The sequence below is a fragment of the Streptomyces sp. NPDC107517 genome (genome assembly GCF_055582645.1).
This window is the reverse complement of record NZ_JBVJPM010000001.1, coordinates 1-25,513: the sequence shown is the minus strand read 5'-3', so window position 1 is coordinate 25,513 and position 25,513 is coordinate 1. Positions and strand designations below refer to the sequence as shown.

Sequence of the window (25,513 nt, the reverse complement as noted above, 5' to 3'; positions counted from 1 at the left end):
TGCCTCGATCTTCCCGTGGCACGGTGTGTGTCTTGTATTGCGGACGCCGCTCTTGCCGCCCGCAACAGGTCTGAATGGCTGCCGACCGACCCCTGGGCCGGTCAGTCGGCAGCGGTGGCGGGCACGGGGACTTCGACAGTCCCTCCGGGCCCGCAGCCACATGGTTCGCGCTCTCCGCCCGCGTCCCCCCGGCTCGCACCGGGCAGCTGTTCCCTCAGCTCTGCGATGGCCGAGTCGAAGTCCTCCAGCGAATTGAACGCCCGGTACACGGACGCGAAGCGCAGGTAGGCGACGAGGTCGAGTTCCTGAAGCGGGCCGAGTATGGCCAGGCCCACGTCATGGGTGGTCAGCTCCGCGCTGCCGGTGGCACGCACCGCTTCTTCGACCCGCTGGCCGAGCTGGGCGAGGGCGTCCTCGGTGACGGGGCGACCCTGGCACGCCTTGCGGACGCCGTTGATCACCTTCGTACGGCTGAAGGGTTCGGTCACCCCGCTCCGCTTGACCACCATGAGCGAGCACGTCTCCACGGTCGTGAAACGACGAGAGCAGTCGGGGCACTGGCGGCGCCGGCGGATCGACGTGCCGTCGTCGGTGGTGCGACTGTCGACGACACGGCTGTCGGGGTGCCTGCAGAAGGGGCAGTGCATGGAACTCCAACCCTCCTTCACAGCACGACTCAATGGCCTCGCGAGGCCCTTCAGGCCCCTCGAAGCAGCCCCAAGCATAGGCGATGAGCGAGGCCTCGATGGACCAGGGACCACAACTTCTGGGCTACTGATGCAATCGAACCACTAGATCTGGGGTTTGGTCGCTAATTCACCCCCACGCGTGTCGCTTTCACCCAGCGAACACCGGGGCGGGAGCGCGCCCATGACGGATGCGCGCAGATCACGGGCGGCGGCGCACGGAGAGGGGGCCGGTTCCGGGTTGACGGACCACCGGATGGCACACTGGGAGCCCCACGGAGCGGGTCTCGGCCTCGGCCGTGAAGCGTACCGTAATGAACCGAATTGCCACTCCGGCGAAGCGCAAGGCATACACCCAGGCACATGATCACGACAAGCAATCTGCGATTTTTCACTCGAACGTGTGTTTGGCGCAACCTTTCGAAAGCAACTACCGTTGGCTAGCTAGGGAGAACAACTCGAGAGGGGCCGACCGACGTGACCACCACCGCAGACAGCGCCACCATCACTGCCCAGGACCGTTCCCAGGGCCGACTCGAGCCGGTGCATGCCATGAATGACGCATCCATGAGCGCGGAGGGGCCGAAGCCCGCGCGCTCCTTGCCGGGCCGACCTCCCGGAATCCGCGCGGACAGCTCGGGGCTCACGGACAGGCAGCGCCGCGTCATCGAGGTGATCAGGGACTCCGTGCAGCGGCGTGGTTACCCGCCGTCGATGCGGGAGATCGGCCAGGCGGTGGGCCTGTCGAGCACGTCGTCGGTCGCGCACCAGCTGATGGCCCTCGAGCGCAAGGGCTTCCTGCGCCGGGACCCGCACCGCCCCCGTGCCTACGAGGTCCGCGGGTCCGACCAGCCGAGCGCGCAGCCCACGGACACCGCGGGCAAGCCGGCCGCGTCGTACGTCCCGCTCGTCGGCCGCATCGCCGCTGGTGGCCCGATCCTCGCCGAAGAGTCCGTCGAGGACGTGTTCCCCCTCCCCCGGCAGCTGGTCGGAGACGGTGAGCTGTTCGTCCTGAAGGTCGTCGGCGACTCGATGATCGAGGCCGCGATCTGCGACGGCGACTGGGTCACGGTCCGCCGCCAGCCGGTCGCGGAGAACGGCGACATCGTCGCCGCGATGCTCGAGGGCGAGGCCACCGTCAAGCGCTTCAAGCGCGAGGACGGCCATGTGTGGCTGCTGCCGCACAACTCCGCGTACCAGCCCATCCCCGGTGACGAGGCGACCATCCTCGGCAAGGTGGTGGCCGTTCTGCGGCGGGTGTGACCCCGCGCCCCTGACCGGGCCCCGGAACCAACTGCGCCGGTTCCGGGGCCCTGCTGTGTCCTGAGTCTGATGTGTCCCGGGCCTGCCGAGTGTCATTGGCCTGCCGGATACGGGGGCCTGCTGCGTGGGCGGAGCCCCGGGTGTCCAGGGCTCCGGTCACGCGGGGGCGCGGTCCGCGCGGCTACGCGCTCTCCTCGGCTTCGGCGGTCGCCTTCGCGTCGATCGCGGCCAGCGAGCGCCGCGCCTGGTTCCGGTCCGTCGTGTACCAGAAGTCCGGCATCGAGGCCCGCAGATAGCTGCCGTACCGTGCCGTCGCCAGCCGCGGGTCCAGGACCGCCACGACGCCGCGATCCCCCGTCGCCCGTACGAGACGGCCCGCGCCCTGGGCCATCAGCAGGGCCGCATGCGTCGCCGCGACGGCCATGAAGCCATTGCCGCCGGCATCCTCGACGGCCTTCTGCCGGGCGCTCATCAGCGGGTCGTCCGGCCGCGGGAACGGGATCTTGTCCATGACGACGAGCTGGCAGCTGGCGCCGGGCACGTCCACGCCCTGCCAGAGGGAGAGTGTGCCGAAAAGACACGTCTTCGGGTCGGCCGAGAAGCCCTTGATCAGCTCGCCGAGCGTCTCCTCGCCCTGGAGGAGGATCGGGTACTCGGGGAGCCTGGTCCGCAGCTCCTCCGCCGCGGCCTGTGCGGCGCGCATCGACGAGAAGAGCCCCAGCGTCCGGCCACCGGCGGCCTGCATCAGCTCGGCCAGCTCGTCCATCATGTCGCTGCGGGTGCCCTCACGCGCGGGGCGTGCCAGATGCTTGGCGACATAGAGAATGCCCTGCTTGCGGTACTCGAACGGGGAACCGACGTCGACGCCCCGCCACTGCGGGAGGCCCTCGCCCTCCTGGCCCTCGGGGGCCAGGCCCAGAGAGGCACCCACCCCGTTGAAATCGCCGCCGAGCTTGAGTGTCGCCGAGGTCAGGACGACGGAGCGGTCCGAGAAGAGCTTCTCCCGCAGCAGGCCGGACACCGACATGGGAGCCACTCTGAGGGACGCGCCGAAGCGGTCGTGGCGTTCGTACCAGACGACGTCGTATTCGGAGCCGTTCGTGATGCGCTCCGCCACGTCGTGGATGCTCTCCACGGAGGCCAGGGCCTGCTTGCGTACCGCGTCCTCGTCCTGGACGGACTTGTCACGCGTGGTGCCCATGGCCGAGATGACCGTCCTCGAGGCGTCCCGCAGCGCCATCAGCGCGTAGCCGAGGTCCTCCGGGATCTCCTCAAGACGGCCGGGCAGCGCCAGCTCCATGAGCCGCTCGAAGCCCTCGGCGGCGGTCTGGAGCTGATCGGCCGCCTTCTCGTTGACGAGCTTGGCCGAACGGCGCACCGCGCGGTTCACCTGCCCCGGGGTGAGCTCGCCGGTCGCCACTCCCGTGACCCGGGAGACGAGCTCGTGCGCCTCGTCCACGATCAGTACCTCGTGGGACGGCAGGACCGGCGCCCCTTCGATGGCGTCGATCGCCAGGAGCGCGTGATTCGTGACGATCACATCGGCGAGCTTGGCCCGCTCGCGGGCCGCCTCGGCGAAGCACTCCTGCCCGTACGCGCACTTGGTGGCGCCCAGGCACTCCCTGGAGGAGACCGACACCTGGGACCAGGCCCGGTCGGAGACTCCAGGGGTCAGATCGTCCCGGTCGCCGGTCTCCGTCTCGTCGGCCCAGTCCCGCATCCGCAGCAGGTCCTGGCCGAGCTTGCTGGTCGGAGCGGCCGCCTCGAACTGGTCGAAGAGCCCCTCCTCCTCGTCCTGCGGCGCTCCTTCATGGAGGCGGTGCAGGCACAGATAGTTCGACCGGCCCTTGAGCATGGCGAACTGGGGGCGCCGGCGCAGCAGGGGGTGCAGCGCGTCGACCGTGCGCGGCAGGTCCCGCTCTACGAGCTGGCGCTGGAGGGCCAGCGTGGCCGTCGCGACCACGACTCGCTCCCCGTGCGCCAGGGCAGGGACCAGGTAGCCGAGGGACTTACCGGTACCCGTGCCTGCCTGGGCGAGCAGGTGGGAACCGCCGTCGATCGCCTCGGCGACGGTCTCGGCCATGGTCACCTGGCCAGGTCGTTCCGTACCGCCGACGGCGGCGACGGCGGCGTGCAGGAGCTCGGGGAGGGAGGGCTTCGTCATAGCTCGACCACCCTACGGGGCACCACTGACAATCCCGCGATCAAGGCTGGTGCAGAGGATTGGGGACCGTGCCGTGCACGGCCGCGTGGGGGCGCTGGGACCGGTCGCGGTAACCGTCCAAATGCAGTCGGTTGCGATTGAGGCAGAGCCGCTCGATACGGGGAGTGAGGAGGTCGAACATCTCGTACCGCTCCTTGAGCTCGGGGAAGCGCGCCTGATGCCGCAGGATCTCCGCCCGCAGCAGGAACCAGAACTTCTCCTCCGTGACCCCCAGTTGTTCCTCGCACAGGGGGGCCAGATATCGGAAGACGCCGACGAAGAGCCCCGAGTGGATGAACTGGGTCAGGAAAGCGGGCGGCTCGGTGAGCAGGATCTCGCGTACGTCCGGTGGCATGCGGTCGTGTTCGGGCAGCTGCTCGGCGCTCACGTTCACGTCGTCGACGAAGTCCTTCACCGCGAGCCGTACGGGCACGTCGTGGTCGTCGAAGACGACGATGGCGTTCTCCCCGTGCGGGGAGAACACGGTGCCGTAGCGGTAGAGGAAGTGCAGAAGCGGGGGCAGCAGGGCTGCGAAGAGCCGGCGCAGCCACACCTCGGGGGTCAGCCCGGATCGCGTGACGAGCTCCGTGGTGAATGCCCTGCCGTGCGGGTCTACGTGGAGCAGCGAGGCCAGTGTGCGGGCCCGCTCGCCGGGGGCCAGATACCGGCTCACCGGTTCCCGCCAGATGGCGCCCAGCAACTCCTTGTATTGATAGGGGACCTCCTCGAGTCCGTCGTATGCGGGGTGCTCGACGGCGACCGAAGCCACCTCTCCAAGGAGAATGACCTTGCAATCGTCCTTCAAGAAGGGGTCTGTTTCGCGGAGGGAGTGCATCCACGCCGTGACCGACGGTGCCGCGAGCGTGCGCTCTGTGGGCAGGCCGCGCCACACCAGGGTGTTGAGCACGGACAGCGGGAGCTTCACCGTGTGGCGGTCGGGCCGCGAGATGTTGAGGAACGTACGAATGGACTGCTGGGGCAGGCGGACGTCGCCGTCGGTGGGGAGCGGCACGATGGCGTCCGTCGCAACGGCGCCGGCGAAGAGCGGCAGCACGATGTTGTTCCACTGCCATGGGTGTACCGGTAGGTACAGGTAGGCCTGCGGGTCCAGGCCGCGCTCCCGGAGGGCCTCGGCGAAGGAGTTCCGCGCCACCGGGGAGAACTCGCGGTCGTAGAGGCGTTCGGCTGTCGCCAGGTCCGCGACGCCCCTGTAGGCGGCGATCCTCGTGTGGACGGCGATCCACGGGAGCGTCCCGGGGATGCGGGCCTCGGGGGCCCAGCGGGCCGTGTCGGTCGCCGAGAATCCCATCCGGCCCTTGTTGAGGACGAGCCAGGGGTGGCCCGTCTGGTGGCCTTCCAGTTCGGCGTATCCGAGATCGGCGAGCTGGGCCGCGTCGAGCGCGCTGTCGGCGAGACGGGCGTCGGCGGCAAGGGTGACGGTGAGCTCGCGGATGAGATGCCCGAGCGTGGCGCCGTCGAGACCGAGGACTTGCTTGGCGCGGAGGAGGAAGGCGAGGGGGTCGGTGAAGCGTTCCGGCGGGTTCTCTGCGATGAGTGACGGCTCGGGCTCGGTGGCGTCCCCGTCCGTGTCCGTCTGCACGGGGCGGCCGGAGGTCTTCTCCGGGCGGCCGGCGATCCACTGGATGCTGCCCGGATCCACCAGCCAGCTGCCGTACGCGCCCCGGCGGGCCCTGAACCGGAACGCGCTGCCCGGCGGCACATGGGATCCGTCGACGGGAAGGGTGTACAGGTCTGTCCGCAAGGGCCCTGACCCGTGTCCCGGCACTTGTCCCGGCCCTTGTCCCCGCTCCGGCTCCGGCTCCCGTTTCGGTTCGATGATCTCCTCGTACGCGAATTCCCCGATCATCTTCGCCAGCAGCCGGGCTGCGGCGCGCTCCCAGTTCTCGGAGGTCAGCTCCGCTGGGTCGTACAGAGCGGAGGACGCTGCGGACATCTGGGGCTCGGACGGATTCGGCACGAGGACTCCTCGGAAGGGAACCGGATCGAGGTGAGCGGTGTACTAAGAGTGACGGGCTCACAGCAGAGAGCGCAGGGCCCGGTCTCGGATCAGGAGCGCGGCTCGCTTGTCGGGGAGATCCACCTCGGCGGAGAAGCGGAAGCCAGCACTCAAGAACGCTGATACGGAAGGGGTGTTGCGAAGGTCCGGCTCTGCGACGACACGTGCGCAGCGCGGGCGATGGTCGAGCACGAGGTCGGCGACGGCCTTGAGGAGGCCTGTGCCGAGTCCTCGGCCGCGGTCGGCGACACCACCGATAAGGAGGTGAACACCTGTGTCGTGCGGGCGGGCGGGGTAGTGGCGCGCCAGCGGGTCGAGGTCGGCGCGGTAGATCTCCCAGTAGCTCATCGGGGTGCCGTCCAGCACGCCGAGGCAGGGGACGCTGCGCCCGTCGCCGTCCAGCTGGGGGCGGAGATGGTTCTCCGTGACGCTCTCCGGGCCTTCAAGTTCCCAGAAGGCGGCCACGGCTGGATCGTTCATCCAGCGACTGATGAGCGGCAGGTCGCGTTCGACACGGACGGGAACCAGCTGGAAGACGCCGGAACGTGTGGTGACCGGTCGCCACGCTCCGACGTTGTCGAGCAGGTCGTCGTCCGCCAGGGCCGTCGAAATGCTGCCCGGTACGTGCGCTCGCGTTCCGTCGCCTGCGTGCCCGTATTCGCCGGAATCCGCATCGGTCCCCTGGCCCGCGCTGTCGTCGCCCTGTCCGCCGGGTCCACCCTGCCCGGCGATCAGGTCGATGAGTTCGTCGGGCAGACGCAGGTCCAGAGTGTCGGCGACATCCGTGCCGTCGCCTGGGTCGGAGCCTGTGAGTTCATCGGCGCCGGGGCCCGTGTCGGTGTTCTTGTCGGTGACGGCGTCGGTAAGGGCGGTGGCGGGCGTGACTCCGGCGTCGGTGCGCGCGTCGGTGGATGACACGGCGACGTTCCTCTCAGGGGATGGGGTGGGGCACGTTCCTCAGGAATGAAGGGGGTTGGCGATGGTGACGTAGACGGACTGGGTGTCGACGGGGCCGACGAGTTCGTCGAGCCCGTGCAGGCGGGTGAGGAGGTTGGCCTTGCAGCGCAGGGCCGGGGAGTCGAGGAGGTATCCGGGCAGGGGGGTGCGGAGCTTGTCGGGGCCTGACGCGACATCGGAGAGGAAGCCGCGGAAGGCGGCGAGCAACAGCCTTTCGTCCGCCAGCTGTTGGGAGCCGAAGGCGCCGATGAGACCGAAGATGTTGTTGATTCCGAGGTAGTAGGCGAACCTCTCGTCGGTGACGTCGTCGGAGACGAAGGTCTCGCTGTGGCTGCCGATACCGGGCAGACGGCCGTCCAGCTCGGAGCGCCGGGACTCGCGGAAGTAGTAGCCCTGGTTGTCGCGGTAGCGGCCGCCGACGGGCCAGCCTTGGGGATCGAGCAGCAGCAGCGTGTTCTGCTGATGGGCCTCCAGGGCCACGCCGGCGGTGCTGTCGAGCCAGAGCACGGGGCGCACTACGTGTTCGAGGTAGCGCAGGAACCACTCGGCGGCGACGGCACCGCGGGGGCGTCCGGTGCGGCCGGCGAGGCGGGTGATGGTCTCGGCGAGACGGGAGCGCATGAGCTGGCGGTCCCGTTGCCCATGGGGCAGAGCCGGGGGCCTGGGTGACACGAAGCCGGCAATGCAGGCTGCGTCGTCTCCGGGTGCGAACGGGTTGTTCCGGATCATCACGTCCAGGCCGGGCACCGGTTCGCCGTCCGGGCCGTTGACGGCGAGCCAGGCCGGATCGCGAACGATGTCGAATCCCGGGTGCGCGGCCTGCCACTGCTCGAAGAGGCCGGTGCGCAGAAGTCGGTGAACCTCGACGCCGCGGTGGAGCTCCTTACGGAGGTTCTCCCGACGGGAGTTGGTGATGCGCAGGCCGAGCGAGAGCTTCAGCATGGCCGACGCGTCGGGCTGGTAGAGCGTGCGGACGGAGGAGGTGGGGTACCAGGGGGCGCCATGCGGACCGAGGTCACGCAGAAGGCCGGCGTCAAGAAGGGCCGCGGTCTGGGGGCGGTGCTTGAGCTCGCGTACCTGCCAGGGATGCAGGGGCAGCACGGCGTGGCCGTCGGGCAGGGGCAGTTCCGTCCCGGCCAGTTGGAGGGCGAGCTGGTCCGCGGGGAGGGGGCGGCCTCGCTGGGTCCAGGCCGAGTCCATCGCGAGCACCGAGCGGTTCACCGCCATCCAGTGCACGGGGAAGGACCCCTGCAACTCGGGTGAATAGAGCCGGGATTCGGCTTCGGACAGGCCCTCTCGACTCTTCGGCGTCGGGTGCAGGGGGTGGCCGAGCAGGAGGGACTGTTCGGCGGCCAGAAAGAGGTCGGTCGTGTCGCGGGGGTTGCTGCGTCGGTGAGCGATGAAGTCGGCGGTGCGGCGGACCGAGTCGGCCACGCGCCCCACCAGGTCGGCTCCGTCGCCGGAGGGGGTGGGGTGGGAGTGGTGGGGGGTGGTCGGGCGAGCGGGCTCGTGGTGTGAGGGCTCGGGATGGGGTGACTGCGCCTCCGGGTGCGAGGTCACAGGGGCGGAGGACGCAGCATCGACGGCCTCGGGGGCGGTCTGCGTGCGCGCGGGATCGCTCAAGGTCGGCGACGAGGCGGTCGGCGCCGGGCCGGTTACCGAACCAGGCGCGGCGAGCATGCCCGACGTGGTGTCCGGCGTACCCGCCGGCCCCGGGACGACGCCCTCCCGTAGGGCGACATCGGCGCCGCTTCCGCCGGCGTCCCTCGCCGGGACACCGCCCCGCACCGCGGCCGCGCTTCCCTGCCCCGACGCCTCGCGGCTCAGGAGGGCGGCGACTGTGACGGCGTCGACGCGCGGGGCGTCGAGCGGGCCGTCCTGGAGACGGGGCATGCCGAACCGGTGCCAGCCGGTCACGGACCAGTAGTGGACAGGGATGAGGAGGGCGGTGCCACTTGCGGGCAGAGGGATACGCAGAGTGCCGTGCGGGGGTTCGGCCAGATCGTTCTCCCGCACCCAACAGCGGAGCAGGTTCTCGACGGCCGCGGCCTGGGCCGCGGTGCCGGGGTCGGGATGCTCCAGCAGGTCGGCCGTGGAGCCGTGCAGATGCTCGGCCTCCAGGCCGCCGTCCTTCTGCCGCGGGACCGTCGTCCCGCGCGCCGGGGCTAGTTGGGGCTGCGTGTCGCAGGCTCCGCTCGCCTGGGGGCGGTGTCGGTCGTCGGGTGCGGGAGTGGCGTTCAACGGGGCTTCCTTGTGGGGTAGTTGACTCCGTGATGCGGTTGTCCGGACTGTCCGGTGTTCCGCGGCTGTCCGTGGTGGTCCGTGTCCTGGTCGTCGGTGTCCTGGTCGTCGGTGTCGTGGCGGTCCCGGCCCGGTGGGTGTCGGGCCCCAGAAGGCGCCCGTCCTGGCGGACCTATCCCCGATGGGTGCGGGCGGCTTCGGCCAGGGCGTCGGCGAGACGCTCGACGACCGCGGCAGCCTGTTCGTCGGTGATCGTGAGGGGCGGCAGGAGGCGTACGACGCTGGAGTGGCGGCCGCCGAGCTCGACGATGAGCCCACGACGGAGGCACTCGCGCTGCACGGACGCGGCGAGTTCGGGCGCGGGAAGATGCGGGCTCGCGTCAGGTCCGGCGGGCCGGTTCTGGTCCTGGGCGGCACCTACGTCGACCAGTTCGACGCCGATCATCAGGCCACGGCCCCGTACGTCCCCGATGCAGGGGTGTTCGGCGGCGAGACCCTGGAGCTGGCCCACCATGCGCGCGCCCAGGAGGGCGGCGCGTTCGGCGAGGCGGTTCTCCCGGACATGGGCGAGGGTCGCGGCGCCGGCGGCCATGGCGAGTTGGTTCCCGCGGAACGTGCCGGCGTGAGCTCCCGGCTGCCAGACGTCGAGGTCGTCCCGGTAGACGACGACGGCCAGGGGCAGGCTGCCGCCGATCGCCTTGGACAGGACCATGACGTCGGGCACGACTCCGCTGTGCTCGACGGCCCAGAAGGTGCCGGTCCTGCCCACTCCGGTCTGGACCTCGTCGGCGATCAGCGGGATGGAGCGTGCCGCGGTGAGCTCGCGCATCCGGCGCATCCAGGAGTCGGGCGCGGGAATCACTCCGCCTTCCCCCTGGACGGGTTCGAGGATCATGCCGGCGGGGTGCGGCACCCCCGACTTGGGGTCGTCGATGAGGGATTCGGTCCAGCGGGCGGAGAGTTCGGCGCCGCGCTCGCCGCCGACACCGAAGGGACAGCGGTAGTCCTGCGGATAGGGCAGCCGCGCGACCCTGACGTCCTGAGCCCCGCCGGACGCTTCGAGCGCCCCCGCGGTCATCCCGTGGTAGGCGCCGGTGAAGGCGAGCACCCCGCTGCGGCCGGTGGCCGTGCGGACGAGTTTCAGGGCGGCCTCCACCGCGTCGGTGCCGGCCGGTCCGCAGAACTGGATCCGTGCCCGCTCGGCGAGCCCGGCGGGCAGCGTGCGGAAGAGTTCCGTCGTGAAGGCGTCCTTCACGGGGGTGGCCAGATCGAGCACGTGCAGGGGGGCGCCGGAGTCGAGTACACGTCTGATCGCTTCGAGGACGACGGGGTGATTGTGGCCGAGGGCCAGCGTGCCCGCGCCGGAGAGGCAGTCGAGGTACCGGCGTCCGTCGGCGCCCTCGATGGTCAGGCCGCGCGCCCGCACGGGCACGATCGGCAGTGCGCGCGCATAGGTGCGGGCCGCCGACTCCCGCGCGGACTGCCGCCGCAGGATCCCCTCTTGGGCAGCGCCCTCACGGGCGGCGCCCCCCTCATACCCCGCGGGCATCGCCGCGGGCGCAGGCTCGGTGACGGCCACGACTGCTGGTCCTCCCCTGGATCCCGCTGGATCCGGTCGAATTCTCGGTGTGGGGGGATCAGTTGACGTGCGTGCGTCCAGGGCCGAACCCCAAGGACCGAGCGACGACGGCGAATCCCCCTACGTACCAACGACGGTGACTGCGCGGGATCACGGGTCGGCGGAAAATCCTTGGCTCGCGGAAGATCCCTGCCGTGACGGAACCGTTGCCGTTCCGTGGGGAGTCACCCACAGGGCGCGCATAGGGTGGGTTGCCGTTCGACGGAGGGCGGAGGGTTCGGTCGCGAGGTGAGGCACATCAAGTGCCGAGCGTGGCGCGACCGGTTCACGACCGCCGGCAGCCGGCACTGCACAGTTCTCGAAGCCCAGGGGGATTCACGACATGCGACCGATACGTCCGCTCTTGACCGTTCAGCGCGGGAGGAGCGTGCGCCGCAGAACCTCCCCCGTGGCGGCCGCTCTCGCCATCGGTGCGGCGCTCGCCCTCACCGCCACCGCGTGCGGGCCCGGCGACGACAAGGCGGACTCGAAGCCGACCGCGTCCGCGACGCAGGGCGGCAGCGACAAGATCCGGATCCCGGACGACATCAAGGACCGGCTCAAGGAGCACGGTATTGATCTGGACAAGTGGAAGCACGGCGAGTGGAAGAACTGGGACAAGGACAAGTGGCTGCGTGAGGCGCAGGACTATGTCAACCCCATCATCGACGGTCTGTGGGACCCGGACCGGATGCGTGACGCCGACAAGAACCCGGACAACGAGGTCGACGACAACGACATCTCGGGTGACCAGGGCGTGACGGACCCGACGCCGCAGCCGGTGAAGGCCGCGGCCGTCGGCACTCCGTACCACGACAGCGCGCCGTACGCCGGAAAGCTCTTCTTCGACGGCCCCGAGGGCTCGATGGTCTGCTCGGCGACTGTGGTCACGGACCCCGCCCACCCGGGCAAGTCGAACATGGTGTGGACCGCGGGCCACTGCGTGCACGCCGGAAAGAACGGCGGCTGGTACCGCAACATCGCCTTCGTGCCCTCGTACAACAACGCGGGCCTGTCGGACGAGCAGCTCAAGACCGCCACCAAGGAAGAGGTCGCTCCGTACGGCGTCTGGTGGGGCGCGTGGGCGCAGACGTCCGACCAGTGGATCGAACAGGGTGGTCCGACGGGCGGGCAGGGCGCGCCGTACGACTTCGCGGTCATCCAGGTCACGCCGGAGAAGGGCAGCGAGGGCAAGTCCCTCGAGGAGGCGGTCGGTACGGCCGTGCCGGTCGACTTCAACGCGCCTGCAGTGCCGAAGATCGCGACGATGACGGCGAAGGGCTACCCGGCCGCGCCGCCGTACGACGGCCAGACGCTCTACCAGTGCGCCGACAAGCCCGGCCGGCTCTCGCTCGCGAAGGCCGAGCCGACGATGTACCGCATCGGATGCACCATGACCGGCGGTTCCTCCGGTGGCGGCTGGATCGCGCAGGGCTCCGGCGGCAAGCCGTCGCTGGTGTCGAACACGTCGATCGGCCCGGTGACGGCGGGCTGGCTCGCGGGCCCGCGCCTCGGCAAGGAGGCCAAGGGAATTTACGACGCGGTGAGCAAGAAGTACGCCGGCCAGTAGGCAGACACCGCCTGTAGCCAGCGCCTTGGCAGTCGGTAGGAGTCCGAAGGCGGGCGCCGCCGACAGGCAGGCAATGGACGGCGGCGGGGTGACGAAACCTTCACCACCCCGCCGCCGTTCGTCCCCAACTCCACAGGCATAGTGGGGTGCTGCGTCCGAGATCTCCGCACGGAGCCCACTCCGGACATGACAAGCTCATGACACATTCGCTCAACGGGGGTAACTGCACCATGCGTTCCACACGTCCGTCATCCACGCGGAGCCGGGGCCGGCGTACCGCCCTCGCCGCCACGGGGCTCGCCGCGGCCCTGGCGCTCACCGCCACGGCCTGCGGCCCGAGCGACGACAAGACGAGTGACAAGTCGGCCGCCTCCGCTTCACAGGGCGCCGACGACGGATCCAACGGCCAGCTGCCCGGGGGCATCGCCGACCAGCTCAAGAAGCACGGCATCGACCCGGACAAGTGGCAGAACGGCGCCTGGAAGAACTGGGACAAGGACGACTGGCTGCGCGAGGCCAAGGACTTCGTCAACCCGGTCATCAAGGACCACTGGAAGCCCGAGCGGATGAAGTCCGCCAAGGACCCGGACAAGACGATCGCCGCGAAGGACGCCTCGGCCGACCAGGGCGCCACGGACCCTGAGCCGCAGCCCGTCAAGGCCGTGCCCGAGAAGACGCCTTACCACGACAACGCCGCCCCGGTCGGCAAGGTCTTCTTCGACTCGCCCGAGGGTTCGATGGTCTGCTCCGGCACCGTCGTGAAGGACCCGCGCAACCCGGGCAAGTCCAACCTCGTCTGGACCGCGGGCCACTGTGTGCACGCGGGCTCGGCGGGCGGCTGGTACCGCAACATCGCCTTCGTCCCGGCCTACAACGACCTGGGCAAGTCCGAGGCGCAGCTGCAGAACGCGGCCCCGCAGGAGATCGCCCCGTACGGCACCTTCTGGGCCGACTGGGCCTCCACCTCCAACGAGTGGATCGACACGGGCGCCGAGTCGGGCGGTGCGGGCGCTCCGTACGACTATGCGGTGCTGCACGTGAAGCCGGAGCAGGGTTCCAAGTCCCTTGAGGAGACCGTCGGCAACGCGCTGCCCGTCGACTTCTCCGAGCCGGCGGTCCAGTCGGTCAGCAGCATGGGCGCCTGGGGTTACCCGGCCGCGCCGCCGTTCAACGGCCAGCTGATGCACAAGTGCATCGACCGCCCGGGCCGTCTCTCTCTCAGCCCCGACATGCCGACGATGTACCGCATCGGCTGCACCATGACCGGCGGTTCCTCCGGTGGCGGCTGGTTCCGGATGGTCGACGGCAAGACGCAGCTGGTGTCGAACACGTCGATCGGCCCGGCCGAGAACACCTGGCTGGCCGGACCGCAGCTGGGCAAGGGCGCCCAGCAGGTCTTCGACACGATGAGCGAGAAGTACGGCAGCCGGTAACCGCCTGCCTCACCGAACGAACCGAACGAGGGCCCGCCCCCAGAAAGTTGGGGGCGGGCCCTCGCCGTCGGCACAGGAGGCCCGGCTGCTGCCGGAGCGTCAGCTCGCGGCCGCCGTCAGCCGGTACGGCGCGAACTCGGCGGCGAGTTCCTCGTGCACCCGCGCGTTGAGCAGGGTGCCGTCCGGGGTGTGCTCCTCGGAGATCACCTCGCCGTCGGCGTGCGCACGCGCGACCAGCTGGCCGTGCGTGTACGGCACGAGCGCCTCGATCTCGACCTCGGGACGCGGCAGTTCGTCGTCGATGATCGCGAGCAGCTTGTCCATGCCGAGCCCGGTGCGGGCCGACACCGTGATCGCGCGCTTCTCGACGCGCAGCAGCCGCTGGAGGACGAGCGGGTCGGCCGCGTCCGCCTTGTTGATCACCACGATCTCGGGCACCTGCGTGGCGCCCACGTCGCGGATGACCTCGCGCACGGCGGCCAGCTGCTCCTCCGGCGCCGGATGCGATCCGTCCACCACGTGCAGGATCAGGTCGGCTTCACCGACCTCCTCCATCGTGGAGCGGAACGCCTCGACGAGGTGGTGCGGCAGGTGCCGTACAAAACCGACCGTGTCGGCCAGCGTGTACAGCCGGCCGCTGGGCGTCTCCGCCCTGCGGACGGTCGGGTCGAGGGTGGCGAACAGTGCGTTCTCCACCAGGACGCCGGCGCCCGTCAGGCGGTTGAGCAAGGACGACTTGCCCGCGTTGGTGTATCCGGCGATGGCCACCGAAGGCACCTTGTTGCGCTTGCGCTCCTGACGCTTGATCTCGCGGCCGGTCTTCATCTCCGCGATCTCCCGGCGCATTTTCGCCATCTTCTCGCGGATCCGTCGCCGGTCCGTCTCGATCTTGGTCTCACCCGGACCACGGGTGGCCATGCCGCCGCCGGAGCCGGAGGAGCCACCGCCACCCATCTGCCGGGAGAGCGACTGACCCCAGCCGCGCAGTCGCGGCAGCATGTACTGCATCTGCGCGAGGGCGACCTGGGCCTTGCCCTCTCGGGACTTGGCGTGCTGGGCAAAGATGTCGAGGATCAGGGCGGTCCTGTCGACCACCTTGACCTTGACGACGTCTTCGAGGTGGATGAGCTGGCCGGGGCTGAGCTCACCGTCACACACGACGGTGTCGGCTCCGGTCTCGAGGACGATGTCGCGCAGTTCCAGCGCCTTGCCCGAGCCGATGTACGTCGCGGCGTCGGGCTTGTCCCGGCGCTGGATGACGCCGTCGAGCACCAGGGCGCCGGCGGTCTCGGCGAGGGCGGCCAGCTCCGCGAGAGAGTTCTCCGCGTCGTCCACCGTCCCCGAGGTCCACACACCGACGAGCACGACCCGCTCCAGACGGAGCTGCCGGTACTCGACTTCGGTGACGTCCTCGAGCTCGGTGGAGAGGCCCGCGACACGGCGCAGGGCCGCACGCTCGGAGCGGTCGAACTGGTCGCCGTCCCGCTCTCCGTCGATCTCGTGGCTCCAGGCGACGTCCTCTTCCATCAGGGCATCGGCCCGAAGACCTTCGGGGTTGTTCTGCGCGAAGCTCTGCGCGTCCTGGGAAGGGGAAGAAGAGGAGGTCATTGGATCCTTACGTCGAGATGGTTCGAACGGGTGACGGTCCGCGCATGACAGCGCGGTCCTTCGACGTACACAACGTCCCGGGGCGTCCGTAGATTCCCGGGGCGGCCGTGCCGCCGACCTGGAAGATGGTCGCACGGTACGGCCCGTCTCGTCACCCGACTTATTGCCCGCCGGCGCCGGCGCCGAAGCCTGTCCTGCCTGGACTGTGCGCCGCCGGTCGATGGCCTACCCCTTGGCCGGCTTCGCCTTCGTCACCGGCGTCGACTTCCAGTCCGGGTGCCCGGGCATCGGCGGGGTCTTCTTCCCGTAGAGCCAGGCCCGGAGGAAGCCCTGGAGGTCGCGGCCCGAGGTCTGCGAAGCGAGGCTGATGAAGTCCGCCGTGCTCGCCGTTCCGTCACGGTGCGTACGCACCCAGTCGCGCTCCAGACGCTCGAAGGCCGGGGTGCCGATCTCCTGACGGAGCGCGTAGAGGACGAGGGCGCTGCCGTCGTAGACCACCGGCCGGAAGATGCTGATCTTCTGGCCCGGCCTCGGGGCCTTGGGGGAGGCCGGCGGGCCGCCCGCGGCGCGCCAGCCGTCCGAGGCGCGGTAGGCCTCACGCATGCGCTTGGCCATGGACCGGTGCCCCTTCTCCTGGGCGTAGAGGGCCTCGTACCAGCTGGCATGTCCCTCGTTCAGCCACAGGTCGGACCAGGTCCGAGGGCTGACGCTGTCGCCGAACCACTGGTGCGCCATCTCGTGGACCATGATCGATTCGATGTACCAGGCGGGGTACGCGGGCTCCGTGAAGATCTCCTTCTCGAAGAGGGAGAGCGTCTGGGTCTCGAGCTCGAAGCCGGTCTTGGCCCGGGCGATCAGGAGGCCGTAATTCTCGAAGGGGTAGCGGCCGACCTTCCCTTCCATCCAGGCGAGCTGGGCCGGCGTCTTCTCGAGCCACGGTTCGAGGACCTTCCGGTACATGGCGGGCACCACGTCGCGGACGGGAAGCCCGTGCGGCCCCTCCCGATGCAGCACCGCGGAGTTGCCGATCGAGACCTGTGCCAGCTCGGTGGCCATGGGGTGGAGGGTGCGGTACGTCCAGCTGGTGTCCGCGCCATGGCGCATCTTCAGGAAGGGCACTCCGTTGGCCACGACCGTGAGCGCCTTGGGGGCGGTGACCCGGAACGTGAACAGGGCCTTGTCCGAAGGGTGGTCGTTGCTCGGGAACACGCGGTGCCCGGCGTCGGCCTGATTGGCCATGGCGAGACCGTCCTTGGTCTGCACCCAGCCCCCCTCCTCCTTGCCGGGCATCGGGTTGCTGGTGTGCCGCACCGTGATCTCCAGCGGGGCACCCTCCGGGACGGCCCGCTCGGGCGTGACGACCAGGTCCTGGTCGCTGGCCTCGAACCGCGCGGGACTGCCGTTGACCTCTACGGAGCGGACCGTTCCGTGCGAGAAGTCGAGATTCACCTGCTCAAGGCGGGCGGTCGCCGTGGCATCGATCTTGGTGACGGCATCGAGCGGCTTCTTGTTGTCACCGTGGTACGTGAACGCGATGTCGTACGACTCCACGTCGTAACCGGGGTTGCCCAGGTGCGGGAAGAGCCGGTCGCCGATGCCCAGCGGGACCGCCTGCGGCGGGGCGCTCGCGGCGAGAAGTGCGGTGGAGGCGGCCGCGGCGACGAGCGCGGTGCCCATGCGGATGGTGCGGGGGGTGAGCAGCATGAACTACGGCTACCAGCGCGCGCGTCCGGACCCCGGCGGGACGCGCCACACCCACCCGAACGAGACCCTACGAGCTGGTCTGGGCGGAGTGCTGCGCGCGGCTGACGTCGTACACCCCTGCGATGTTGCGCATGGCGCGCATCAGTCCGGGGAGCGTTGTCGCGTCGGGGAGTTGGAGCATGTACGTGTGGCGCACGCGGCCCTGGGCCGGCGGTTCCACGGTCGCGGAGATGACGGCGACGCTCTCCAAGGCGATGGCTTCGGTGAGATCGGCCAGCAGATGCGGCCGGCTGAAGGACTCGGCGATCAGGGAGACCCGGCACTGCGTGGTGTCGCCCCAGCGCACGCCGACCTCGGCGCGCCCCGCGCTCTTCATGCGCTCCACGCCGTGACACTCCGCGCGGTGCACGGTCACGACACCGCCGCGTACGGCGAAGGCGGTCACCGCGTCGGGCGGCACAGGAGTGCAGCAGCCCGCGAGGCGGACCGTGGCGCCCGGCTGGTCCACGACGGCGTTCGCCTCGGCGGGGCGGCCCGCACGCGCGCCCTGAGGCGTCCTGGGGGCCGACTCCGGGGTGCGCCGGTTCTCGGGCTCGGGCTGGGGTGTGGCCGGGTGGGTCGTGAGCCAGCGCCGGATGGCGATGCGCGCGGCGGGCGTACGGGCGTGGTCGAGCCAGTCCCTGGAGGGCTCGGAAGCGGGGTCCTGGCCCATGAGGAGCTGAACGGTGTCCCCGTCGCTCAGGACCGTGCTGAGCGTCGCCAGCCGGCCGTTGACGCGGGCTCCGATGCAGGCGTGGGCGTCCTCGCCGTACTGGGCGTACGCGGCGTCGACGCAACTGGCGCCCGCGGGCAGACCCAGCGTGCCGCCGTCGGGCCGGAAGACGGTGATCTCACGGTCCTGGGCGAGGTCTTCGCGCAGCGTCGACCAGAAGGTGTCCGCGTCCGGGGCGGCCTCCTGCCAGTCGAGAAGGCGGGAGAGCCAGCCGGGCCTGGTCGGGTCGGCGCGCTCCCCGTCGCTGTCGGCCAGCTCCTCCGAAGGAGGAGCGTAGGGATTGCCGAGAGCGACGACGCCGGCCTCGGCGACCTTGTGCATCTGGTGGGTACGGATGAGGACTTCGGCGACCTCCCCGTCACCTCGCGACACCGCTGTGTGCAGCGACTGGTACAGGTTGAACTTCGGTACGGCGATGAAGTCCTTGAACTCCGAGACCACCGGCGTGAAGCACGTGTGCAGCTCGCCGAGGACCCCGTAGCAGTCGGCGTCCTCGGCGACGAGTACCAGCAGGCGCCCGAAGTCGGCACCGCGCAGTGTTCCGCGCTTGCGTCTCACCCGGTGCACGGAGACGAAGTGCCGTGGCCTGATCAGCACTTCGGCCGTGATCCCGGCGTCCTTCAGGACGGCGCGGGCGTCCTCGGCGATCTCCGCGAGGGGGTCGGAGCCCCGCGCGCCGTTGGTCGCGATGAGCTCGCGGGTCACCGCGCACTCGTCGGGATGCAGGATCGCGAAGACGAGGTCCTCGAGCTCGGTCTTGAGTGCCTGGACACCGAGGCGTTCCGCGAGCGGGATGAGCACGTCCCGGGTGACCTTGGCGATGCGCTCCTGTTTCTCGGGGCGCATCACGCCGAGGGTGCGCATGTTGTGCAGCCGGTCGGCGAGTTTGATCGACATGACCCGCACGTCGTTGCCGGTGGCGACGAGCATCTTGCGGAAGGTCTCGGGTTCGGCGGCCGCTCCGTAGTCGACCTTTTCGAGCTTGGTCACGCCGTCGACGAGATAGGCGACCTCTTCGCCGAATTCCGCACGCACTTGATCGAGCGTCACCTCGGTGTCCTCGACGGTGTCGTGGAGGAGGGACGCGGTCAGTGTCGTGGTCTCGGCGCCCAGCTCGGCGAGGATCAGCGTCACGGCGAGGGGGTGTGTGATGTAGGGCTCGCCGCTCTTGCGCATCTGTCCCCGGTGGGAGGACTCGGCGAGGACGTACGCCCGGCGCAGCGGCTCAAGAGGGGCTTCCGGGTGGTGGGCGCGGTGGGCCTCGACCACGTGTCCGATCGCGTCGGGCAGCCGGTTGCCCGCGGCTGTGCCGAGGAGCGCGGCCCATCCGATGCGGCGCAGGTCGATCCGGGGACGGCCGCGCCGGCGGTGCGCGCCCGGTGTGACCGGGCCCGGCGTCGCGGGATTGGTCGCCTCCGCACTCATGAGCACCTCCGGCTGCGTCGACCGGCGGCGGTCTGCGGGGTTCCCGCCCGGGCCGGTGCTTGATGCTACCGAGCCCATCACGTGGAGCAGTCCCCCTCTCGCCCAGCGTGAAACGGATCACCCATTCGAGCGAACGTTCAGGGGTTTACGGTTTCGAGACCCGCCAGCCAGTCCGTGTCGATCTCTCCCTCGGCGACGATCGTGGCAGGTCCGGTCATCTCGATCTCCCCGTCGGCCCGCTCCGTGATCACGAGCCGTCCGCCGGGCAGGTCCACTGCGTACGTCACCGGCGATCCGGTGACCGCCGGGTCCAGGCCGTCCCTGCGGGCCGCCGCGACGGCCACGGCGCACGCGCCCGTGCCGCACGAGCGGGTCTCGCCCACGCCGCGCTCGTGGACCCTCATGGCTACGTGACGGGGGCCGCGGTCGACGACGAACTCGACGTTCACCCCGTCCGGGTAGGCCGTGGCCGGGGTGAAGGGCGGGGCGGAGAAGAGGTTGCCGGCCTGGGCGAGGTCGTCCACGAAGGCGACGGCGTGGGGGTTGCCCATGTTCACGTTGCGCGCGGGCCAGCTGTGGTCGGCGACGCTGACGGTGACATCCCCTTCGGGGAGGAGGGCCTTGCCCATGCCGACCGTGATGTCGCCCGCCTTGTCGATGTGCACGCTCTTCACGCCTCCGCGCGTGGCCACCGTGAGGTCGCCCTCGCCGACATGGCCGGCGCGCTGAAGGTAGTGGGCGAACACACGCACACCGTTGCCGCACATCTCGGCGACCGAGCCGTCGCCGTTGCGGTAGTCCATGAACCACTCGGCCTCGGAAGCCAGGTGCCGCGCGTCGGGGTGGGCTGCGGAGCGCACCACGTGCAGCAGGCCGTCACCGCCGATTCCGGCTCGTCGGTCACACAGGGCTGCGACGGCCGCCGGGGGCAGCTCCAGGGCGTTCTCCGGGTCGGGGACGATCACGAAGTCGTTCTCGGTCCCGTGCCCCTTGAGGAAGGCGATCCGCGTACTCATTCCTCGATCGTACGGGGTGGCGACGACAACCCATCGGGACACCCCATGACGCGGGCCGGCCCGGCCTGATCCGGACGAAAGGCACTAGCGCAGGCGGGCGACGCGCCACACGGCGAGGACGGCGACTGCGGCAACCACGACGGCGTACGCGCCGACGACCCGCCAGTCCGGGCGCCGGCCCGATCCCCGGGCCGGGAAGCCGGGCCAGGTGTGGCCGACGCGGCGCGCGGCCATCATTCCCCAGCCGGCGGCGCAGGAGCTGATCAGCAGCCCCAGCATCGCCACGACGGCCCCGCCGTCCCCGAACTCGAAGAAGAGCGGGAAGGCGAACATCAGGGAGCCGATGGCGGAGAGGATCACGATGGGCGCGAGCTGCCACAGGCGCAGGCGTCGCTGCGGGCGCAGCTCCACCTCGACCTCGGCGCCTGCGGTCTGCGATGCGAGCTCCTCGGCCGTGGGGCCGTCGGCGATCACCCCGTCCGGGGTCGCGTCCGGTCCGTCAGGGCTCAGCTGTTCCCCGCCGGGTGCGGTGTCACGAGGGCCGGCCTCCATCGCCACGCGCCCTCCCACTTCGGACTCCACTGGTCGATCGATGGTCGATGATGGCACGCTCCCAGGGGCCGCGATGACGGCCGGAGCGTCCCGATGCCATCACGTGATCAGGCTGTAACCGGTCGTTCGATCAACGTCATTGCCCGGGCCGGGAGTTCCCCGCGTTCGGCCGCCTCGCCGCTGAGCCAGTGGACGCGCGGATCACGCCGGAACCACGAGTCCTGACGGCGCGCGAAGCGCTTGGTGGCGCGGACGGTCTCGGCGCGCGCCTCGTCCTCGGTGCACTCCCCGGCCAGCGCGGCGAGCACCTGCTGGTAGCCGAGCGCGCGCGACGCCGTACGCCCTTCCCGCAGGCCGCGCGCCTCCAGGGTGCGCACCTCGTCCACGAGCCCGGCGTCCCACATGCGGTCGACGCGGGTCGCGATGCGCTCGTCGAGCTCGGGGCGCGCCACGTCCACGCCGATCTGGACGGTGTCGTAGACGGACTCGTGTCCGGGCAGGTTGGCCGTGAAGGGCTTGCCTGTGATCTCGATGACTTCCAGGGCCCGGACGATGCGCCGGCCGTTGCTCGGCAGGATCGCCTTGGCGGCCCCGGGGTCGGAGACGGCGAGGCGGGCGTGCAGGGCGCCGGAGCCGCGCAGGGCGAGCTCCTCCTCCAGGCGTGCGCGCACCTCGGGGTCGGTGCCCGGGAACTCCAGGTGATCCACCGCTCCGCGGACGTAGAGGCCGGAGCCGCCGACCAGGACGGGCCAGCGTCCCGCGGCGAGCAGCCGGTCGATCTCGGCGCGGGCGAGCTTCTGGTACTCCGCGACACTGGCCGCCTCGGTGACGTCCCAGATGTCCAGGAGGTGGTGCGGAACCCCGTCACGTTCCTCGGGCGTCAGTTTGGCGGTGCCGATGTCCATCCCTCGGTAGAGCTGCATGGAGTCGGCGTTGACGACCTCGCCGCCCAGCTCTTTGGCGAGAAAAACGCCCAGATCGGACTTTCCGGCCGCAGTGGGTCCAACGACGGCGATGACCCGCGGAGCGGGAGCTGCACTACTCACCGCCCCAGTCTCGCAAACCTCGGGACCTGTTCCCGAACGAGCTACGTGACGCCGCAGGTCCGGGGTCGTTCCCTGTTGCGAGGTTCCGGCCGCCGGTTTCGAGTACCTCAGACCCGGGCGACGCAATCGGACGCACCGGGCGGCGCGGGATTTCGCCCGCACGAGTAACGTATGGAGTTGAAATGGGCGTTTTTGCCAGGTTTCGCCGGAAGTCGAAGGGCACGGAGTCGGCGTCAACCGCCGAGGCGCAGGCTGCCACTGTGACGGCCGAGCCCGAGGCCGAGGGCTCCTCCCCGGAGACCTCCGGGACTTCCGAGACTGCCGACACCTCCGCTGCCGCCGGCGCTGCGGAGCCGGAGGAGTCCACGGACGCTGCCGACACCCGCGAGCCCGCCGCGGCGGAGCCCGTGGAGATCCCCAAGCAGCAGTCCGCTGAGCAGGCCGCCGACAACGAGGTCGGTGACGGCGCCCGCAAGTAGTCCCGCGAGTGAAGGTGGACCCATGGGCATCATGGACACGCTGAAAGCCAAGCTCCACAAGGACAAGGCCGCGGACCTCGCGCAGCAGCACGGGGACAAGATCGACCAGGGTCTGGACAAGGCTTCGAAGACGGCCGACGAGAAAACCAAGGGCAAGTACAGCGACCAGATCCAGACAGGCACGGGCAAGGCCAAGGACGCTGTGGACCGCCTCGGGGGTCCGGGCCAGGAAAAGGGCGGGGGCACCACTCCGCCGCCACCTCCCGCCTCCTGAGGCGCGCGGCACCGGCACACTGCGGACGGCCGCGGAGCCGTGAATGGCTCCGCGGCCGTCGCCGTTCGCCGTGTTCTCGCTGTCGGTCGGTGGTCTCGCCGTTCGTCGCCGGGCGCTCGTCTACGACCAGCCGGCGACGAAGTAGCCCACTCCATAGGGAGCGTCCTCGTACAGGACGCTCGCGATCCGGTCCTCGTCGGCAGCCGCCGTGAGGATCTGCCACGGGGAGCGGCCGGAGATCTTGAGTTCGCGAGCGAGATCCGCGTCGAGGGTCGCGAAGAATCCGTCGCGGTCGCCGTTGCCCAGAGCCCGCGCGATCGACGCGTCGACCCCTTCTGCACGTTCGTCCAGGTAGCCGGGCGCCTTGACGCCGCGGCAGGCCGTGCCGTCACCCATCACGAGGAGTCCTACGCGCTCGGCCCGCGCCGCGAGGCGCACGCCGTCCTCGCGATTGGCCGGCCAGGACCGGTCACCCTCTGCCTCGAAGCCCTCCACGGGGCCGGTCCACCCGGCCCGGTCGAGCAGCCAGGCACCCACCGTGACAGACAGGGGCAGCCGGTGCGCCGGTGCCTCGGAGCCGGGAGCCGCGCCCAGACGGACCTCGCGGTCGACACCGAACGGCTGGAAACCGCCCATGGCGCCCTGCTCGTGCGTACGGGTCACGGGCCCTTCGCCGACGACCACGACCAGGTCGGGCCGGGCGGCCAGGACCGCGCGGACGGCCTCGTCGCAGGCCGCGCGCGCAGCCTCCAGCTCGGGGGCCGCACCCACGGCGACCTCGGGTACGAGCAGGGGCGGGCAGGGGCAGGCTGCGGCGGCGACAAGCATGATCGGCAGCCTACTGCGCGGCACGTGGCCCGCAGGGAGCGGTGCCGTCAGTTGACGGCGCAGCCGCCCGTGGCCGCCGGCAGCGGGGCCGGGACGCCCACCGAGGGCAGGCCGAGCATGACGCCCTGCTTCTGCTCGGGCTCAGCGTTCCGCTTCTCCCAGGCGTCGCCCGCGCGCGTGCGGCGCACCTCGAGGACGTCGCCCTCGGCGAGCAGGTGGTGCGGGGCCGCGTACGTGATCTCGACAGTGACGACGTCACCGGGGCGCACCTCGGCGTCCGGCTTGGTGAAGTGCACCAGGCGGTTGTCGGGGGCGCGGCCGGACAGGCGGTGCGTGGCGCCGTCCTTGCGGCCCTCGCCCTCGGCGACCATCAGCTCCAGGGTGCGGCCGACCTGCTTCTTGTTCTCGTCCCAGGAGATCTCCTCCTGGAGCTCGACCAGGCGCATGTAGCGCTCCTGGACGACCTCCTTGGGGATCTGGCCCTCCATGGTCGCCGCCGGGGTCCCGGGGCGCTTGGAGTACTGGAAGGTGAAGGCATTCGCGAAGCGGGCCTCGCGGACCGCGTGCATGGTCTGCTCGAAGTCCTCCTCGGTCTCGCCGGGGAAGCCCACGATGATGTCCGTGGAGATGGCGGCGTGCGGGATCGCGGCGCGCACCTTCTCGATGATCCCGAGATAGCGCTCCTGCCGGTAGGACCGGCGCATCGACTTCAGGACGGTGTCCGAGCCGGACTGCATCGGCATGTGCAGCTGCGGCATCACGTTCGGCGTCTCGGCCATGGCCGCGATCACGTCGTCCGTGAAGTCACGCGGGTGCGGGGAGGTGAAGCGCACCCGCTCCAGGCCCTCGATCTTCCCGCAGGCGCGCAGGAGCTTGCTGAAGGCCTCGCGGTCGCCGATGTCCGAGCCGTACGCGTTCACGTTCTGGCCGAGCAGCGTGATCTCGCTGACGCCCTCGCCGACGAGCGCCTCGATCTCGGCGAGGATGTCGCCCGTCCTGCGGTCCTTCTCCTTGCCGCGCAGGGCGGGCACGATGCAGAAGGTGCAGGTGTTGTTGCAGCCCACGGAGATGGAGACCCAGGCCGCGTACGCGCTCTCGCGGCGCGTGGGCAGCGTCGAGGGGAACGCCTCCAGGGACTCGGCGATCTCGACCTGTGCCTCCTCCTGGACGCGGGCGCGCTCCAGGAGGACCGGCAGTTTGCCGATGTTGTGCGTGCCGAAGACGACATCCACCCACGGGGCCCGCTGCACGATGGTGTCGCGGTCCTTCTGCGCGAGGCAGCCGCCGACGGCGATCTGCATGCCGGGCCGCTTCGTCTTCATCGGCGCCAGGCGGCCGAGATTTCCGTACAGCCTGTTGTCCGCGTTCTCGCGGACGGCGCACGTGTTGAAGACGACGACATCGGCATCACCGTCGGCGCCCTCGGGCGCACGGACATATCCGGCGTCCTCAAGGAGGCCGGAGAGCCGCTCGGAGTCGTGGACGTTCATCTGGCACCCGTAGGTGCGCACCTCGTACGTCTTGAATTCTTGAACGTCCACTGCCTGGCTCCGGTCGCTGCTGGTCATGCACTCCAGGGTAGGCGGTGCCGGGAGCCCCTCTGCTCCCGCCACCGGACCCCGGGATTCATCCCACGACGGTCCAGGTGTCACCCCCGGCCAGCAGCTCGCTCAGCTCGCCCTTTCCGTTCTGTTCGATCGCCTCGTCGAGCTGGTCGGACATCTGCAGGTCGGTGCCGAAGCGGATCGGCTGCCCGTGCTCCAGGCGGATCACCGCCTCCTCGGCCTGCTGCTTGTCCTTGAGGACTTCGAAGGCGCCGTC

At 70.3% G+C, this 25,513-nt stretch carries 20 protein-coding genes; 5 read left to right on the top strand and 15 right to left on the bottom strand.

Going from position 1 to position 25,513, the window contains the following annotated elements:
* Positions 1–101: 101 nt before the first annotated feature.
* The gene (gene nrdR / locus ACZ67T_RS00100; RefSeq protein WP_326773781.1) at positions 102–647 is read right to left on the bottom strand and encodes a transcriptional regulator NrdR; all 546 of its coding nucleotides are present in this window, start codon (positions 645–647) and stop codon (positions 102–104) included.
* A gap of 516 nt (positions 648–1,163) precedes the next feature.
* On the opposite strand from nrdR, the gene lexA reads away from it, so the two are divergent.
* The gene (lexA, locus tag ACZ67T_RS00095) at positions 1,164–1,949 is read left to right on the top strand and encodes a transcriptional repressor LexA (RefSeq protein WP_100591111.1); all 786 of its coding nucleotides are present in this window, start codon (positions 1,164–1,166) and stop codon (positions 1,947–1,949) included.
* Positions 1,950–2,130: 181 nt separating this feature from the next.
* Here lexA and ACZ67T_RS00090 read toward each other — a convergent pair whose 3' ends face one another.
* From ACZ67T_RS00090 to ACZ67T_RS00070, 5 genes are all read right to left on the bottom strand, one after another.
* Complete coding sequence (locus ACZ67T_RS00090; RefSeq protein ID WP_469980541.1) at positions 2,131–4,113, bottom strand: ATP-dependent DNA helicase; 1,983 nt, start codon at positions 4,111–4,113, stop codon at positions 2,131–2,133.
* A gap of 40 nt (positions 4,114–4,153) precedes the next feature.
* Positions 4,154–6,106: an IucA/IucC family protein gene (locus ACZ67T_RS00085; RefSeq protein ID WP_469981336.1), complete on the bottom strand. Its 1,953-nt coding sequence runs from the start codon at positions 6,104–6,106 to the stop codon at positions 4,154–4,156.
* An 81-nt stretch (positions 6,107–6,187) separates the two neighbouring features.
* Positions 6,188–7,087 carry a GNAT family N-acetyltransferase gene (locus tag ACZ67T_RS00080; protein WP_469980539.1) on the bottom strand — a complete coding sequence of 300 codons (900 nt, stop codon included), beginning with the start codon at positions 7,085–7,087 and terminating at the stop codon, positions 6,188–6,190.
* A gap of 39 nt (positions 7,088–7,126) precedes the next feature.
* Complete coding sequence (locus tag ACZ67T_RS00075) at positions 7,127–9,367, bottom strand: IucA/IucC family protein (protein WP_469980537.1); 2,241 nt, start codon at positions 9,365–9,367, stop codon at positions 7,127–7,129.
* A gap of 172 nt (positions 9,368–9,539) precedes the next feature.
* Positions 9,540–10,946 (bottom strand): diaminobutyrate--2-oxoglutarate transaminase family protein, encoded by a 1,407-nt coding sequence (locus tag ACZ67T_RS00070; RefSeq protein WP_469980536.1) that lies wholly within the window; start codon positions 10,944–10,946, stop codon positions 9,540–9,542.
* A 382-nt stretch (positions 10,947–11,328) separates the two neighbouring features.
* Between ACZ67T_RS00070 and ACZ67T_RS00065 the strand changes: the two genes are divergently transcribed.
* Complete coding sequence (locus ACZ67T_RS00065; protein WP_469980535.1) at positions 11,329–12,555, top strand: trypsin-like serine peptidase; 1,227 nt, start codon at positions 11,329–11,331, stop codon at positions 12,553–12,555.
* A gap of 230 nt (positions 12,556–12,785) precedes the next feature.
* The gene (locus tag ACZ67T_RS00060) at positions 12,786–13,988 is read left to right on the top strand and encodes a trypsin-like serine peptidase (protein ID WP_469980533.1); all 1,203 of its coding nucleotides are present in this window, start codon (positions 12,786–12,788) and stop codon (positions 13,986–13,988) included.
* A gap of 99 nt (positions 13,989–14,087) precedes the next feature.
* Here ACZ67T_RS00060 and hflX read toward each other — a convergent pair whose 3' ends face one another.
* The 6 genes from hflX to miaA form a co-directional block, all read right to left on the bottom strand.
* Complete coding sequence (hflX, locus tag ACZ67T_RS00055) at positions 14,088–15,596, bottom strand: GTPase HflX (RefSeq protein ID WP_469980532.1); 1,509 nt, start codon at positions 15,594–15,596, stop codon at positions 14,088–14,090.
* A 225-nt stretch (positions 15,597–15,821) separates the two neighbouring features.
* Positions 15,822–17,300 (bottom strand): M1 family metallopeptidase, encoded by a 1,479-nt coding sequence (locus tag ACZ67T_RS00050; RefSeq protein ID WP_469980531.1) that lies wholly within the window; start codon positions 17,298–17,300, stop codon positions 15,822–15,824.
* Between the two features lie 67 nt (positions 17,301–17,367).
* A complete protein-coding gene (locus tag ACZ67T_RS00045; protein WP_469980530.1) occupies positions 17,368–19,497 on the bottom strand; it encodes a RelA/SpoT family protein in 2,130 nt (709 codons plus the stop codon).
* Positions 19,498–19,634: 137 nt separating this feature from the next.
* Entirely contained in the window at positions 19,635–20,513 is an 879-nt protein-coding gene (dapF, locus tag ACZ67T_RS00040; RefSeq protein WP_469980528.1) for a diaminopimelate epimerase, read from the bottom strand.
* 84 nt (positions 20,514–20,597) lie between these two features.
* Complete coding sequence (locus ACZ67T_RS00035) at positions 20,598–21,065, bottom strand: hypothetical protein (RefSeq protein ID WP_469981335.1); 468 nt, start codon at positions 21,063–21,065, stop codon at positions 20,598–20,600.
* 107 nt (positions 21,066–21,172) lie between these two features.
* Positions 21,173–22,111, bottom strand: a complete 939-nt coding sequence (miaA, locus tag ACZ67T_RS00030; protein ID WP_469980526.1) for a tRNA (adenosine(37)-N6)-dimethylallyltransferase MiaA — start codon at positions 22,109–22,111, stop codon at positions 21,173–21,175.
* 260 nt (positions 22,112–22,371) lie between these two features.
* Between miaA and ACZ67T_RS00025 the strand changes: the two genes are divergently transcribed.
* Together ACZ67T_RS00025 and ACZ67T_RS00020 are read left to right on the top strand one after the other, a co-directional pair.
* Positions 22,372–22,590: a gliding motility protein gene (locus ACZ67T_RS00025; protein ID WP_469980525.1), complete on the top strand. Its 219-nt coding sequence runs from the start codon at positions 22,372–22,374 to the stop codon at positions 22,588–22,590.
* 22 nt (positions 22,591–22,612) lie between these two features.
* Positions 22,613–22,864 carry an antitoxin gene (locus ACZ67T_RS00020; RefSeq protein ID WP_469980524.1) on the top strand — a complete coding sequence of 84 codons (252 nt, stop codon included), beginning with the start codon at positions 22,613–22,615 and terminating at the stop codon, positions 22,862–22,864.
* Positions 22,865–22,984: 120 nt separating this feature from the next.
* Here the strand turns inward: ACZ67T_RS00020 and ACZ67T_RS00015 are convergent, their stop codons facing one another.
* The 3 genes from ACZ67T_RS00015 to ACZ67T_RS00005 form a co-directional block, all read right to left on the bottom strand.
* The gene (locus ACZ67T_RS00015) at positions 22,985–23,692 is read right to left on the bottom strand and encodes a class III extradiol dioxygenase subunit B-like domain-containing protein (protein WP_469980522.1); all 708 of its coding nucleotides are present in this window, start codon (positions 23,690–23,692) and stop codon (positions 22,985–22,987) included.
* 47 nt (positions 23,693–23,739) lie between these two features.
* Complete coding sequence (gene miaB / locus ACZ67T_RS00010) at positions 23,740–25,260, bottom strand: tRNA (N6-isopentenyl adenosine(37)-C2)-methylthiotransferase MiaB (RefSeq protein ID WP_469980520.1); 1,521 nt, start codon at positions 25,258–25,260, stop codon at positions 23,740–23,742.
* 58 nt (positions 25,261–25,318) lie between these two features.
* The coding region (locus ACZ67T_RS00005; protein ID WP_469980518.1) for a hypothetical protein at positions 25,319–25,513 on the bottom strand (195 nt) is incomplete at its 5' end.

Coding starts and splice junctions, on each gene's coding strand:
- nrdR (WP_326773781.1), bottom strand. CDS start 647: ATGCACTGCCCCTTCTGCAGGCACCCCGACAGCCGTGTCGTCGACAGT.
- ACZ67T_RS00090 (WP_469980541.1), bottom strand. CDS start 4,113: ATGACGAAGCCCTCCCTCCCCGAGCTCCTGCACGCCGCCGTCGCCGCC.
- ACZ67T_RS00085 (WP_469981336.1), bottom strand. CDS start 6,106: ATGTCCGCAGCGTCCTCCGCTCTGTACGACCCAGCGGAGCTGACCTCC.
- ACZ67T_RS00065 (WP_469980535.1), top strand. CDS start 11,329: ATGCGACCGATACGTCCGCTCTTGACCGTTCAGCGCGGGAGGAGCGTG.
- ACZ67T_RS00060 (WP_469980533.1), top strand. CDS start 12,786: ATGCGTTCCACACGTCCGTCATCCACGCGGAGCCGGGGCCGGCGTACC.
- hflX (WP_469980532.1), bottom strand. CDS start 15,596: ATGACCTCCTCTTCTTCCCCTTCCCAGGACGCGCAGAGCTTCGCGCAG.
- ACZ67T_RS00050 (WP_469980531.1), bottom strand. CDS start 17,300: ATGCTGCTCACCCCCCGCACCATCCGCATGGGCACCGCGCTCGTCGCC.
- ACZ67T_RS00045 (WP_469980530.1), bottom strand. CDS start 19,497: ATGAGTGCGGAGGCGACCAATCCCGCGACGCCGGGCCCGGTCACACCG.
- dapF (WP_469980528.1), bottom strand. CDS start 20,513: ATGAGTACGCGGATCGCCTTCCTCAAGGGGCACGGGACCGAGAACGAC.
- ACZ67T_RS00035 (WP_469981335.1), bottom strand. CDS start 21,065: ATGGAGGCCGGCCCTCGTGACACCGCACCCGGCGGGGAACAGCTGAGC.
- ACZ67T_RS00020 (WP_469980524.1), top strand. CDS start 22,613: ATGGGCATCATGGACACGCTGAAAGCCAAGCTCCACAAGGACAAGGCC.
- ACZ67T_RS00015 (WP_469980522.1), bottom strand. CDS start 23,692: ATGCTTGTCGCCGCCGCAGCCTGCCCCTGCCCGCCCCTGCTCGTACCC.
- miaB (WP_469980520.1), bottom strand. CDS start 25,260: ATGACCAGCAGCGACCGGAGCCAGGCAGTGGACGTTCAAGAATTCAAG.